8 protein-coding genes are annotated in these 15,794 nt (G+C 41.3%); all 8 read right to left on the bottom strand.

Annotated elements, in window-relative coordinates:
- Positions 1 to 2: 2 nt before the first annotated feature.
- The 8 genes from BLU33_RS00590 to BLU33_RS00555 all read right to left on the bottom strand — a co-directional run bounded on the left by BLU33_RS00590 (position 3) and on the right by BLU33_RS00555 (position 15,488).
- On the bottom strand, positions 3 to 3,473 hold the full coding sequence (locus BLU33_RS00590; protein WP_232009363.1) for a TonB-dependent receptor: 3,471 nt from the start codon (positions 3,471 to 3,473) through the stop codon (positions 3 to 5).
- 171 nt (positions 3,474 to 3,644) lie between these two features.
- Positions 3,645 to 4,646, bottom strand: a complete 1,002-nt coding sequence (locus tag BLU33_RS00585; protein WP_091367709.1) for a FecR family protein — start codon at positions 4,644 to 4,646, stop codon at positions 3,645 to 3,647.
- Positions 4,647 to 4,699: 53 nt separating this feature from the next.
- A complete protein-coding gene (locus tag BLU33_RS00580) occupies positions 4,700 to 5,284 on the bottom strand; it encodes an RNA polymerase sigma factor (RefSeq protein ID WP_091367707.1) in 585 nt (194 codons plus the stop codon).
- 149 nt (positions 5,285 to 5,433) lie between these two features.
- A complete protein-coding gene (locus BLU33_RS00575; protein WP_157682006.1) occupies positions 5,434 to 6,153 on the bottom strand; it encodes a DUF6250 domain-containing protein in 720 nt (239 codons plus the stop codon).
- Positions 6,154 to 6,156: 3 nt separating this feature from the next.
- On the bottom strand, positions 6,157 to 8,073 hold the full coding sequence (locus BLU33_RS00570; RefSeq protein ID WP_172829196.1) for a rhamnogalacturonan lyase: 1,917 nt from the start codon (positions 8,071 to 8,073) through the stop codon (positions 6,157 to 6,159).
- 10 nt (positions 8,074 to 8,083) lie between these two features.
- Positions 8,084 to 10,837 carry an exo-rhamnogalacturonan lyase family protein gene (locus BLU33_RS00565; protein WP_091367702.1) on the bottom strand — a complete coding sequence of 918 codons (2,754 nt, stop codon included), beginning with the start codon at positions 10,835 to 10,837 and terminating at the stop codon, positions 8,084 to 8,086.
- A gap of 584 nt (positions 10,838 to 11,421) precedes the next feature.
- The gene (locus tag BLU33_RS00560; RefSeq protein ID WP_091367700.1) at positions 11,422 to 12,657 is read right to left on the bottom strand and encodes a dicarboxylate/amino acid:cation symporter; all 1,236 of its coding nucleotides are present in this window, start codon (positions 12,655 to 12,657) and stop codon (positions 11,422 to 11,424) included.
- Between the two features lie 92 nt (positions 12,658 to 12,749).
- Positions 12,750 to 15,488, bottom strand: a complete 2,739-nt coding sequence (locus BLU33_RS00555; protein WP_091367698.1) for a TonB-dependent receptor — start codon at positions 15,486 to 15,488, stop codon at positions 12,750 to 12,752.
- Positions 15,489 to 15,794 lie beyond the last annotated feature (306 nt).

Raw genomic sequence — 15,794 nt, 5'->3', positions numbered from 1 at the left:
AATTAAAAGCTAAAGTTTACACCTAGTGACGCCGTTTTACTTAAAGGCATTGAGCCATAATCACCAGGAAGCGCATAGCTGCTGTTACCGCTTACGTTAGTATTCTGTGCTTCAGGATTTACGCCTCCCTTATATTTATCATGCCCGAAATAATTTTCAAGGGAGAAATAAATTCTCGCCGCACTGATAGCTTTGGAGTCGGGGAACAGTTTTTTTAGGTTATACCCTAATGTAATATTCTGTATCCTGATGAAGTCTGTTGAATAAATCCAGTCAGAAGTTACGTAGGGCACTGTATATGAAGGATCAAGTTTTCCTCTTGGCGCGCTATAATTTTGGTTTTGCGGTGTCCACCGGTCATTCCATACACCCAATATATTCTGAGATGTACTACCGGCAACGTCAATTGCCCTTCCAAAATAGGATAATATGGAACCACCCTGCTGCCCATAAACCAATATACTCAGATCAAAATCATGGTAACGGAATGTGTTTGTCCATCCCCATGTATAATTCGGGTTGGGGTGACCATCTACAACGCGATCGTTGGCATTGATAACACCATCTCCGTTTGCATCATAATACTTGGGGTCTCCAACCATTTCACCGGCTATTTTTGCCACTTTGGGGTTTGCAATATCCGCAGCGGTTAGTATACCTTCAACCTTGGTTACGTAGTAACTGAATTCGGGAAGTCCTTTCTCCAGCAAATACGGTGCATTGCTGCCACTATAGGCCGAGGCGATCTGTATCGTCGCATTGCCCGGCCCTAGTGCTGTTACCGTATTCTTATTGAATGCTATATTGGCATTCATTGACCATTGGAAGTCCTGCCGCCTGATATTTACTGTATTTAAACTTATCTCTAACCCCTTGTTTACTACAGCTCCTATGTTTTGCAAACTGGTAGTAAATCCGCTGGCTGCTAAAACAGGAAGATTTAATAGCAAATCGCTGTTTTTCTTGTTATAAGCATCTACTGTTAAATTGATGCGTCCCGCAAAGAAACTGGCATCCAGGCCTGCATTGTACGTAGTTGATGTTTCCCACTTAAGATATGGATTGGCTAAGCCGGAAACTACCTGACCCGTAGCCGATATAGGTGTATTACCGCCAAAATTGTAATTCGCACTCGATAAAGTAGGTACCGAGTTATAATTACCGATATTATTATTGCCTGATTCACCCCAGCTAAAGCGCAATTTCAAATCACTTACAGGTTTAATATCATCAAAAAATGATTCCTTGGAAATCCGCCAGCCTACGGATGCTGATGGGAATGTCCCCCAGCGGTTATCAGCGCCAAACTTGGAAGAAGCATCTCTCCTGATGGTACCCGAAATAAGGTATTTGTCTTCATAGCCATATTGCAGCCTGCTATAATAGGAAAATAATGTATTGTTACTTTCCGTGTTCGTTCCGGTATAGGTTGCACCGGCACTTGTTGGAATAGCATTGTTCAGGGTGGTTATAATATCATTTGCATAGCCTCCGGCAGTTGCCAGGCCAACCGTTTCGTCATGCACAATATTGTAGGAAACACCAGCTACTGCAGAAATGGTATGTTTATTTGCAATCGTTTTATTATAACTTATAGTGTTTTCATTTAAAAAGTCCTGTTGGCTTAATACGGTATAAGAACCAGATGAATAAAGCCCGGGATTTGTAGTTAGCGAAGATGCCGCTCCGGTGACAACATAATCCGGTATATAGGTTTTCGTAGTTTGACTAATACCGTCATAGTTCACGGTTGATTTGATAGCAAGTCCGGGCAACACATCATATTCGGCATAGGCAGTTCCCAATAAGCGGGAAATTTTGATCTCGTTTACTGTAGACTTGAGATATGTATAAGGGCTCACCAGTTTCGCACTAGCCCAGGCATAGGTTGGGTTACCATAAGCACCTGTGTTGATACCTGTTGAGCTCTCTACAATCGGCACCATTTGCGCCAGCTTCATCAGTTGGTTATCTTTACCTTCGGCCGGTGGCGCATTATTGATGGAATAAGTTGGAGCCAGATTGATACCGAATTTAATTTTCTTGCTGGCATTTGCTTCAACATTGGCCCTCATGCCATAGTTGAGGTAATTGGAATTGATTAGTGTTCCGTTTTGATTAAGGTAGTTGCCGGATATAAAATATTTTACATTTTCAGTTCCACCGCTTGCCGATAAATTATAGTTTTCGAAAAGCGCTTTGCGGAAAACCTCGTCCTGCCAATCCACATAAGTCAGGCCAGGATGACCAGGCTCCGTCCATCGCGGATCGCTCATATAATTAATGTTTACCGCACCATTCGTCAGCCCTAAAATAGCGGCCCGCTCCGCACTGGTTTGATCGGCAGTTCTTCCTGCGCCTGAAGCCACCCAGTTGGTATTTTCTACATCGGTCGCCTGTTCTATCCATTCCTGCGCGCTCAAAACATCCAGCTTCTTTGAAACTGAACTTACTCCTGTATTCGCATTAAAATTAATCTTAACCTTACCCGTCTGGCCCCTTTTGGTAGTAATAATAACAACGCCATTTGCCGCCCGTGATCCGTATATGGCGCCTGCTGCAGCATCTTTTAATACCTGTACACTCTCAATATCTGCCGGGTTAATGTTATTTAAAGGGTTATTGGTAAAGGTGCCGTTGGAATTCTGGCTTGATACCTCAAGCGGGAAACCGTCAATTACATACAGCGGTTCATTTCCGGCCGTAATAGAACCGGTACCTCGAACCAAAATACTTAGACCTACGCCAGGCATACCGGTTTGTTGCCTTACCTGTACACCTGCCATCTCGCCAATCAGCGCCTGCTCAACCCTGTCAAGAGGTTTGTCCTCAATGTTCTTTGCATCAAATGACGCTACGGCACCAAGAATATCACTTTTCTTCTGTGTACCGTAACCTACTACCAAAACCTCATTTAAACTCCCCGATTCCGGAACCAGATTTATATTCAATATATATTGTCCATTGGGTGTGATTTCCTGAGATTTATAACCAACAAATGAATAAACCAATATGGTATTCTCGGTTGGGACTGTTATTTGGTAACTACCATCAGATGAGGTAGAAATACCTGTAGTTGTACCCTTTATATGGATATTTACACCCGGTAAGCCAATTCCTTTTTCGTCAACTACCTTACCCTTGATAACGATAGGAGAAGACTTAACGTTTTTATCTGCAATAACAATGATTTGGTTACCCAGCAAATGGTAGGTATAGGTGGTCTTAGCCAAAATATTGGTCAGGACTTCTTTTACAGAGACATCCTTAACGTTTAATGTTATATTTTTATCCGCAGGAAAATGACTATTGCTATAGAAAAATTGATAAGTCGACTTTGCTTCTATTGCTTTTAAAGCCTTACTAAGGGTCACATTCTCAACAGAAAGGCTTATTTTAGTATCCTGTGAATAGACTTTAGCTGATACATCCATAAAGGTAAGCAGCATCAATATAAAAGTCAATTTGGTCATCAAGAAGAATTTATAAGTCACGAGCTTGTTACTCCGCTCGTGCTTTCGGATTTTTTGCATATTATTGTAATGATTTGTTTAAAATGGAACCAGAGACAACGCCAATTGATACCTGGTTCCTAAGAATTTAATCGGGGAAGTACTTTACAGTATTTCCTTTTTTATTAGATGTTAGTAGATAACGACAGTATGATCAGCCTCCTTTCTGTAGTTAAAATGCTCGCTCAACATTAACGCTTCCATTACGGTATCGAAACCTGCATCATTCAGCGTACCTGTGAACCTGTAATTTTTAAATGCCGGGTTTTGAAATATCACTTTTACATTATACCATCGTCCCAGTTCAATTGCCAGATCTGAAAAACTTTCATTATCAAAACTCAAAAAACCTTTTCTCCATTCGGTTTCTCTTGCTACCTGTAATCGGGGATCTGTGGTTATGCGATTAACGAAACTACTATCATGCGATGCCGCATTGTTATTAGGTGTAATCTTTATCAGCACAAATTTTTGTTGTGGTTGCAGAATAACCACTTTTTTATCTCCCTGTAAAACGCTTACCTGCACCGCACCTTTAATTAATGATGTTTCCACCTTATTTTCCAGCGGATATGCTTTTACATCAAATACCGTCCCTATATCTTGTATATCTATTTTATTGGTATGAACAATAAACGGCTTCTTAGCATTATGCCTTACTTCAAAATAAGCCTCACCTGCTAAAGTCACCAGTCGTTGGTTTTTATTAAATTGAATCGGGAATGATAAGCGGCTGTCAGAATTCAGCCACACCATTGTACCATCGGGTAGTGCAAAGTTTTTTCTTTGTCCTTTTGCGGTAATTACAATATTTTGGGCACCATCTTTAGCAGTAGTATTTATTTTGAAAATAACGTACCACGCACCAAGAATTGATACCATCAAAATAATGGAGGCCGCGATCTTAAAGATAAAGAACAGCTGCTGCCTCTTATTGTTGTCATCTCCGGTGTTTATTCGCGAACGAATATCTAAAAACAGTTCTTGCTGTTCTTCGGTTGATAATTCCTCATCAGGAACAAATGAATCGTTCTTGGACGCATCATACCAATCAAACAGCATTTGTTCTTCCTCCGGATCAGCCTTTCCTGAAAGATACTTGTTTAATAGTTTACGGAACTTTTGTTTGTTCATTTATAGGTAAGTGTACAGATTGATGGCCTACCCCCAAAAAGAAAGAAAAAAAATCAACGGCAACAATACGCCATCAATATTAAAGCGGGAAGATACTCGCGAAAATTAATCCTAAGCTTACGGAAAGCAATAGTTAACTGATTTTCAACTGTTTTAGGAGCAATAGAAAGTTTTAATGCAATATCTTTATTTGAAAAATATTGCATCCTGCTCATGTAAAATATGGTTCTGCATTTTTCAGGCAGTTGGGCTATTCCATTGTACAATGTTAAAGCCATTTCTTTTTCATTGATTAAATTTTCTGTGTTTCTACAGACAGGCAGTTCATCTGCAACATCAAACAAATCTTCATAGCAACGACTTGAGCGTATTGCTTTGAATACCTGGAATCGGGTTGCCGCATATAAATAGGCATCAAGCGATTTAATCTCCTGTGTATGCCTTTTAAACCAGAGTTGTGAAAATATTTCCTGAATAATATCTTTACATGCGTCCTTATCTTTTAATAATTTATAAGCATGTGCATATAAGCGGGGAAAATATTTTTTGTAAATGACCTCAAACGCATCTGCGTTATCTTGCCTTAATTTTTCGAGCAACTCCTGATCTTGAAAAATTGGCAGTCCCTGTACTTGCATCTAAAATAGTTTTGACAAATATAAACAAAGTCTATAGATTTAGTAGTTATTTGTATGAATTACACTTATTATTATTGATCTTTTAAAAATAGCTGGCATTTATTAAAAATATGCAAACCAAAATTCCATCAATAATATTACTCACCGCATTATGGCAACTGGTATACCTTCAGGTTAGAGATCTCCTGGTTGGATTTGGTTGAACGGAAACCCAAAAAGCCCTCGGTTAAAGGATCGGGGTCGTTAAATGCAAAATATAATTGGTGATTAACCTCATAACTTATATTCCCGTTTTCAATAATAATTTTTATATGATAAGTTATATTGGCTTCCAGCAAATGCTGTTGATCGGTGTATTCCGAGATCAGTATACGGTTGCCTAAACCATCATATTTCCGGAACCGGGTAGTAGTGTTGCCATTGCCGCCCATTCCTACATAATACAATTGCAGGTTATTGTATTCATCCAACTTACCCGACCTGGTAAAAAAAACACTTTTATGAGGGTCGGCAGCCATCCAAAACTGATTTAGATCAGATAGCCGGTCAAACGGCCCACCTTCCATAATTACTTTCCGGTCATACTCAATTATCAAATTTCCCTTCAATTTTTTCTTGAGCCATACCGTTACACCAGCTCCGGTTTTAAGTACCAGTTTATCGTTTGCCACGCCTACAAATGAACCCGGAGAACGTTCCAGTTCGATATGCCATAGGGTAGTATCAAGTGGACGATTAAAAAGGGCCTTAAAAATCAATTTCCGCCCACTTTGTGACTGGTTATTTACGCTAAGTGCATTTTGCGCCAATATTTGTTCAATGCTAATAATCGCGACCAGCAAAAAGGAAAGGATAAAGTATCTTTTCATTAGTTATTGATTTACAACCCGCACCTTCTTCCGGACCACCTTATGCATACCCGCACCCAGATAAAACCCGGGATGCGGCGGTTGATTATAACCAACATTTTGACCGGCAACAGCAGTACGATATTGAGGGTCTTGCATGAGAGTTACAAACCTATATTTGGTTGGTATGGTGGTAGAGTAAATACGCAGTTCCTTATTATCTTTTGTTCTCCATATTACCTCTTCACGCCAGTCACCAAAAATATCTGCACTAAGGCAAGGTGTAGCCTTGGTACCATTATTGGCCTCACAATCTTCGGCGGTCAATAAATTAATTGTCTTATTTGTTTTCCAGTCCCATTTATCTATGCGATTCTTATCCAGCAGTTCACGGGTAAGGTCATCGTCCCACCAGATCACAAAATTGGTTGAACTTGGCCTGTCTTTACTAATCGTTTTTCCATTAAGGTCACGTAAGCCACCGGGGCCACCCCAATTCTCAAACCCGGGATGTGTTGGATCAATATCTGCGGCTACTCCTCTGCCCACATCTACATTGCGGCCGATGCTGAATCTTATTTTACCTGTACGGGCATCGTATAAAGCAACACCAGGCCGGGGCGGTGTTTTCGTGGTATCTTCAATCTCATGTATACCAAATACCATAACATCATCATTATCCGGATCCATTTTGGCCACGTGGAGCGCGTCGCCATGCCCCAGGCCGGTTGTATATAATCCTTTGCCATCATCGTCAACCGTCATTGCGCCAACGCATATCTCATCTTTCCCATCATTATCCACATCTGCAACACTTACACTATGATTGGCCATTCCGGAATAAGGATTATTTCTATCCCTGGAGTCAAAAACCCACCTACTGGTCAATTTTTTGTTCTGCCAATCCCAGGCAGCAATAACGGTACGACCATACCAGCCGCGAACAAAGAAGGCCGTAGGATGCTTTCCATCAAGATAGGCTACACCTGCTGTAAAACGATCTGAACGGCCTCCGGTACTGTCATTGCCCCCGTTGCCTCCTGTTCCACCCCAGCCATTTAAAGGATACCTATCCGGAATAAATGGAACGGTAGATAAGGCTGCTCCTGTTTTGCCGTCGAATACAGTTAAATATTCCGGACCATTGACAATTTTTCCATAACATCCGGATGTTTTATCATAGGTACGCCAGTCTTTACTACTATCGCCAATCACTTTTCCTGTGCCATCAACTGTACCATCTGCTGTTTTAGTAATCATTTCGGCCTTGCCATCGCCATCAAAATCATAAACTAAGAACTGTGTATATGCAGCACCCGAGCGTATATTTTTACCCAGATCAATACGCCATAGCCGTGTACCATCCAGCTTGTAGGCGTCAATTATCTGGTTGCCCGTAAACCCGGTTTGAGGGGGATTCTGTGCATTACTAGGGTTCCATTTTAGAATAATCTCGTATTCTCCATCGCCATCCAAATCGGCCACACTGGCATCATTAGCTGAGTAAGTATATTTTACGCCATCTATTTCGCCACCGGGCGGTTGTTGTAATGGGATAGAAAGATATTGCTGCGGCTTTTTACTACTAAATAACGTATATGATGAGCTTTTCCCATTATTTAAACCGCCAGCACTTTTTACAAACCAGGTATTATCTTTTGAAAGATCAGCCGTACTATCGGTAAAATTGGTACCGGCGGTTAATGATACCCTGTTCAATTTGATTGCTTTTTCACCTTTCTGCTGTCTGTAAACGTTAAAACTGGCCGTTTCCCGGTCATTGGCTAATAATCTCCAGCTTAAAAAAACATGGCGATTATCATATTTAATGGCGATCAAGCCCCGGCCTAAATTTTCTACCTGCTGCTGAGCACAACTTAAGCGTGTTATACTTGTATAAAACAGTATCAACAGCAAAACGAATTTATAATATTTAGTCATGTACGGTGTATTAATGATTATTATACGGTATTAAAGGCCTGATGTCTTTTCCGGCAAAAGCCAGGCACTGTATTGCTGCCAGCCCCCATTCGGCAACAGCGTTGGTAGAAACTGCCACATCTTCTTCAACAGGATTGAGCACATACGGGCCGCTTATTTTTCGTGCCTGAATTTGGCCGGGTACTATTCCAGCCTTACCACTATAAAATTCATCCCATGCACGCGCTGCTAATTTGGAATCCTGATTATAGTAGGCTGCATAGGCTGTGAGTCGGGAATGTCCCTGTCCTAAATTAAGTTTACTTAATGCTTGCCCCAATTCCTTTTGCTGTTCTTCCGGTGGCGCATTATATAACCTGCAGTATTGAAGCCATGCTTTTGTAAATCCCGGCACATCTATAAGGCTGATTAATTCCTCTGCAATTTCGGTAAGACCAAATACCGCGTTAAGGTGTGATACGCTTAATGCCTCACTTGTAGTAATATCAAACTTGCCGGTATCCAAATGCAATATGCCGCTTCCTGTAAAAAAACCGTGGGGCTGCGCCGCGATCGTAACCATGCTATTCACCAGTTTTTCTTTCATTCCGGCATCATTTGTGCGCTCCCACTCCGTTAACCAGGCTGCTGCAATAGCACCATAGTCTGTACCAAAACTGGCCGGTATTTTATTAGTGGTGTAATCAGGTTGTTTTTTATCTCTAATACCCTCCAGCTTACGGTTAGGCTGTATAATATTTAACGCTTTTGCCGCATCTACCTGTTCGCGTAATAAATCGCCTACGCGTTCATCAGCGGTAAGGTAGTAGTAAAACCTGCGGTTTGCGGCCGTGCTTATCCGCAACTGTTTTGCGCTATCGCCCCAATGCATCACATTATGCCGGGAGCCTAAGGGCGCAAACCTGCCTATATGATGCACGTCAACTTCTCCTGTATGCCTGGTCATGGCTTCAGCGACACGAAAAACATCGCTTCGCTGCGTTTTTAAATAATAATACCATATCCAGAGATCAGACGATAATTCGGAGTTATCCCAGGCAAAACCACCTACATCATACCGCCAGGTGTGCCTGTCCTGGTCATAGGTATGCATAAAATCCCCATAATTCCAGTAGCCATACCAATTATGAAAATCGGTTTGCTGTTGGTAATACTCAAAATAAGATTCCAACTGTTGTTCTATAGCAGCTTTTGGCGGGACAGAACGGTCCTCTACCGTCCAATTACCACCAAATACACGTAGTTGCTCCAAATAAGTATGGTCGCAAATCAACCTGGCCGGTTCCTGAATGTTATGTGCAATGTATAATAACTCATCGCGAGTTGGTGTAGCCGCCAATCCTTTCAGCACAATTTCGCTGGTTCGTGCCACGCCATGCGGTGTTCCAAAACCAGGCTCATAATCTTCATATGTAATATCCAATCCTTCACGCTGCAGCTCGTAAGTATCCTGCCCCATTCCGTTATGATAAAAGCGCAAATCCATCGCCTGTGCATTTGGTGCCCATAGCCATAAATTAATTTTACCCGTAGCTGTTGCAGCGTCGCGGATATCCAGTTGAGCGGGAAAGCTCTGCCAGAAATTGCGGATTCCGGCGGCCAAACCACCTTGTGGTGTACCCAGGTAGACGGTACCTAGCGCACGCTCACCACGACCGGATGCCAACCAGCTATAACCTGATGCGGTGCGTTTCTTTATACTGAAACCTGTTGAGTCTCCCTGAAATAAAGTATAATCACCAAAGGCAGGTATATATTTCAGATTCTCCGCTATCTCAGGTGGAAACTGACTCACCGGGACAGTTGCTTTACCATTCAGCTGCGCTTCTTTAATTTGTTTACCGGGGTCTCTGCGCAAGCCGGTTAGTCCTCTTACTGCTTCAGCAAACATCCCGTTATGCGCGCTGTTTACAAAACGAATATGCCGGTTATGCAATTCATCATTTAGGGGGACATCAAAAGAAATACCTACCCCTTTTATAAACTGTTTTTTTTCATCGGCATCATAAATAAGGGTATGTAGCAAACGTATTTCATCACTATTCGCGTAAAAATATAATCGGATAACGTAGGGTAGTAAAGTAACCTCTTGACCAATATGTGTTCCTGTTATTTTTACAATTGCCCTTAGCGGACCATTTTGCTCGACAGTAACTGAGTCAATCGATCCTTGCAATTCCTGCTTGTTGATGATTTCAATATCATCGTCATCTGGTTGATCCTGTACCAACACGATGAGCCGGCCTTCTGTAGCGACAGGTTTATTATTTATGCTAATATTTTCTATCAGTACCTTACCCTTTTTATTGATGGCACAAGTAATTTTACCTGTGTTTATCAAAATTGAGCCAGCAGACTCCTTGATGACTACTTCTTCCTGATAGGGAACAGTTTTTCCTGCAACAACAGTATAATCACTATTTACAGACAGTCCAGCGGCGGCAGCATGTCCCGTCCATTTAAGGCTTCCGTCAGGCCAGTAAGCTAATGGCCAGCTCTGTAATGCTTTTTTTTCTCCAACGGCATCTGTCAAATAAAAGTCACTTCCACGTTTTAATTTCCCCTTAGGCCATGGCGTGCCCCAAGTTAATCCGGTAGCAGCCGGCCCTCCGCCTTTTTCTATCCAAAATAATTTGGCACTTAAGCCCGGATTATATAAAGAGGCAAAATCTAATGGTGTGTTTTTTATTATTAAAGGCGTACCAGCCAGTACTATCGAATCTTTTAAAAATTTTCTGCGCGAAAAATCGAACCTGTTATTCATACTCTGATCAGTAACTTCATATAAGCAATCATGCTCCTATACAAGTGTGTTCAAAGTGTATATTCCCCCAAAAGCATTAAAAATATTAAGTCATTAATTAGCGATCATAAGTTAGCTAACTAAGATTTCATAATGTTCCTGCAACCAGATGTCGAGAGTAGAGATTCTGACAAATATGGGAGGGTTTAGTTCTCAAATAGTATGGATATCGAGATTTATCGTTCTTTCATTCTTTAAAACACATGGTAATATAATAAGCTAATGGCAGGACGATTATCCGGCCATTTAAATCTATAATATTCAATAAGATAAATCGCAAATAAATAACGGGCACCGAATAGGGCACATATAATGTAATTCCATTCGGTGGCTTTCTTGTAGAAATATTCACGTTCTCCTTATTCAATATAATTATCCGGACGTAACTGCATTTTCTATCTTCCTCTGATCGAGTTTAAATTCGTATTGTGCAAAATGTGGCTGACTGTCATACTCGGTAGGGAAAGCCGATTATAATTGCACAAACCATCCTAATCGCCATTTAATACCATTGCATGCACATTGTAATGGCGAGATCTCGGTATTCAACCTATCACTTTGACATATTTGGCCGGTTTTATTATCTTGGCTATCAGCATTGCCACCACGGTATCACCGGTAGCATTCAACACCGTAGCCACCGGATCAACCAATGTGCCAATAATCATTACCGCTGGCAGGGCCTCCGGTGGAAAACCATACACTGATATTACCAGAAGTTCGGCAATATACCCGCCGTTGGGAATACCCCCTTCTACAATACTGCACACCACGCTTATGCCCAGGGCAATAACTATTACATCTACACCAGCCAGTGGCCTATGAAACATGGCAAACACGGTAGCAATTTTTATAACTGCAGATATTGCAGAACCATCCTTGTGCAAAGGAGCGCCCAATGGAATAACCAAATTGCGAATATGTTCAGGAATCCCCATTTTCTTTGCAGCCTCTAAATTGGCAGGTATGGTGGCAATACTGCTGCATGTGCCGATAGCCGTGGCCGATGGAACAATATTATTTTGCCAATAAAGCTTTACGGCTGTAAAACCTCCGGCTAAAAAAGCATACAGGCTGAAGAATATCACAAAATACACCAGGCACACGCCATGGTACAAAAGCATAGCATCCCTGTAAGTACCAAATAATTTTGGCCCAATAGTACCCACCTGCACCGCGAAATATGCACCAAGCCCCAGCGGTGCTATTTTCATAATGATAGCTAAAATATTTTTTAACACTTCGTTTCCAGAATTGAGAAAATCCTTAAATGGTTTACCTTTATCTCCCGATTGTAATACACCAAAACCGGTGAGTATAGAAAAAATAATAAGTGCCAGCATGCTTTTTCGGGAGAGTAGTTCAAAAAAATCGCTTGCCGTAAGCAGTTGCGTTATTTGGTCGCCAATCGTTTTTTTCTCGATACTTTCTAAAATGATTTTTTTGTCAGCCAGTTCCGCGTGAATAGGGAACCACCATGCTGAAATAAGGCTAAGTGATGCGGCTAATAATTCGGTACCGATGAACACCAAAAACATTATTGTTATCAGCTTTCCAAAGTTTTCCCCCCGCTCAACGTTGGCGATGGCCGACGCGATGGCAAAAAATACCAGCGGCACTACTACAGTAAATAATAGATTGATAAAAATATCACCCAGAGGTTTTATGAGCTCAACTTTCGCTCCAAAAAAAATACCCAGGACGCTCCCGATGATTAACCCGGCCAATAGCAATAAGATGCTACCATAGTGTTTTAAGAAATTGCCTTGCTTTTTACTCATACTATCATGTTTTTACATCGTTGTTTACCCAACTAAAAAGTCCGGAACATCGAATTGATGTTCCAGACTTTTATTTGCTGGTGTAAAATAGGTTAAAATTTTAATTTTAAACTGGCAGAATAAATTATGCCCAGTTGGCTAAATTGCGAGCCATTATTAGTAGTTACCGGATATCTGCCATTGAAGGTTATCCCATTGGTATTATACAACACCTGGGCCGGATCCGCTAGCACTGCTTGCCCTGCGGCATTGGGCGCCACAAAATGCCATTTGGGAAGAACATTAAACAGGTTTTCAACCCCTCCACTAAACGTCAGGTTTTTTAAAATATCAAAGTTGAAGCCAATATCTGTTACCCCTTTTGTTTTAAATACAACATTTAAATTGGGGTTCAATTCATTGTCGGTATCATGAAAAGTTGTTGGGCCAAATATGGTTTCATTGGCATTGAACGACCATTTACCAATTCTATAATCTGCCCCGAGTATATATTTAAATTTGGGGCGAGAGGTTAACAGTAAAGCCTCAAAGTTGGCGTTAATAACGGAAGCGCCCGCTGCTTCAATCAGCGGTGGATTTATGGTGCCCAGATTTTTATTTTCCAAGGTATAATTACCTGAAACATTTAATCCCAATCTGCCTGATCCCAATAATATATTGCGATAAGATGCTACAAAATCAAGTCCCTGTGTTCTTGTATCCAACCCGTTGGTAAAAAAAATAACTTTCGCAATATGGTTTTTAGATAATACACTATCTAATCCTGCCGCGCCGGGCCCGGTGCCAGGCCCTATCGTATTACTCAAAATGATACGGTCGGTGATTTTAATATTATAGTAGTCAAGCGTAATATTTAAATTATCTACAGGGTTTACGCCAACACCTGCAGTTAAATTGAGCGATTTCTCCGGTTTGAGTTCGGGTATTCCGATTGCCTTTGCCTGCGGGCTGATATTGTTCACAAGGCCCTGGGTGATAACCGTGCCACCGCTAACTGCAGGCGTCGATAACTGTTCATACAATTGTGCCAGCGAAGGAGCTTTAAAGCCGGTAGATGCTGAACCACGTAAAGTCAGTTTATCATCAAGCAGTTTATATCTGGAACTTAATTTCCAAACAAAGGTATTACCAAAATCGCTATATTGTTCATCACGTATGGTACCACTTACGAGAAAGTCATGAGTGACGTCATAATCCAACGAAAAGTATCCGCCAAGATTGTATCTATTGGCTATGATTGCATTTTTGGCCTGGTAACCAGGAAACGACTGTGCACCACCACCAGAGTAGGAGGCCGTATCGCCAGGAATCAATTGCCACCGTTCTACCCTGAACTCACTACCAAAGGCAATATTTAACTGGTCGGTCACCTTTCTTGATATATCTATATTGCCGATATTATTGGAGAATGAGAACCCACCTGTTTTAAAACTAATAGGGCTGTTTACACCTAAGCTGTTATTTATAGTATTATTCACGGTATACAATTGTTGATTCCCCCCGGTGGTAAAACTTACATCTGTATTCCAGCCATTTTTTTGGGATTTGATACCAATTGTTCCATTGTAATCTGACAAGTCGCCCTCAAAGGTTGGCCCATAGCCGATGTATTCTGTACCTGCCGCGTGGAGCAGGCCATAGTCTGTACTCTGCCAATATGGTGTGCGGAAATTGGCAAAACTGTTCACCTTTTTGGCAACATAGGCAGCATTAAAATAAACCTGACTATTTTCATCGAGTGGGATGCCGCCATTGATCAGAAATTTACCTGCCGTTTTTTCCGGGTCAGCGTTATGATTGTTTGCAGTAGGATATTTTGCCAGATAGGCATTAACAACATTGATGTCGGCACCAAAACCAGTGCTGCTGTTTGCTTCTCCAATTGCAGAAACGATTCCCGGCCTGTCCGCTTTACCTATATGGCTTAAATCAAGGGTATAATTGATGTAGCCGTCATTATTGAGAATAACTCCGTTTGTTAAGCTTACCCCAAGGCGTCCACCATCCCCTTTGCCTGTTATACCGCTGTTTAATGTTATAGCGCCATAATTACTTTTCTTTTTCAAAATTACGTTCAAAACACCTGCTATCGCATCCGAACCATATTGTGCCGAAGCTCCGTCACGCAATATTTCGATATGGTCAATGGCGTCGATTGGAATTGCCGAAAGATCTGCACCGCCTTCTCCCCGACCAGGGGATGGCACTATATAAGTAAGGGCACTAGGGTTCTTACGTTTACCGTCTATTAAAATCAGGGTGCGACTTGGCCCCAGGTTGCGTATTTCATAGGGGTCTAATAGGGAAGTAGCATCATTTACAGGTGTATTTACTGTATTGAAAGACGGTACCCGGTATTCTAAAGCCTTGTCAAACGAAGGCTGCCCTGTGCTGGCCAGGTCTTTTCCGCCTACAATGTCAATCGGCACCGGACTATCTGTTATCGTGCGGGGCTTTGTTCTGATACCTGTAGAAATAACTACTTCTTTTAGAGTATTCCCTGACGACGGATTTAATGTCACATTTATCGTTGTATCTGCACCAGCAATGTTAATTTGAAGTACTATGGTTTCAAATCCGGTAAACGAAAAAGTTAATTTATGTTTGCCATTAGTCACTTTTGCTGAATATGCTCCGTTTGCATCAGAACTTGTTCCACCACTTTCATCGGTCTTAATAGTGGCGCCTACCAGCGGCGCTCCCTGTGGGTCGGAAATTTTGCCTTTTAATATTGATTGGGCCGAAGCGCCATATGCTGTGAAAAGAATGATAAAACTTAATAATAGCCTTGATAAGGCAGGCACCTGTTTTTTACGTATAAATAATTGCATTATCTTTGATATGGTTTTGTGTTAATGATAATTCGTTAATTGAAACTTAGGGAATTCAGTTTAGTGATTGGCGTTACGACTGATCTTCCATGAATGGACCGGCAAGGCTACCTTGCCGGTCCATTTTTTGTAAATTCTATTTCATACCAATAAATTTAAATTGTTTAAAGATTGCGTCTGTGCATTATAAAAGACCGATTGAATAAATCTATCTTTAAAATCAGCCGTTAAATAAAAGAGATTGAGGGATCCTTGTTGCTAACAACAACAAAACATTTTTATCACTTTGAATGTGAAAAGTGATTG

Source organism: Mucilaginibacter mallensis (genome assembly GCF_900105165.1).
Taxonomy (GTDB): Bacteria; Bacteroidota; Bacteroidia; order Sphingobacteriales; family Sphingobacteriaceae; genus Mucilaginibacter; species Mucilaginibacter mallensis.
The sequence above is the reverse complement of the archived record's forward strand: the minus strand, read 5'-3'. Positions and strand labels throughout refer to the sequence as shown.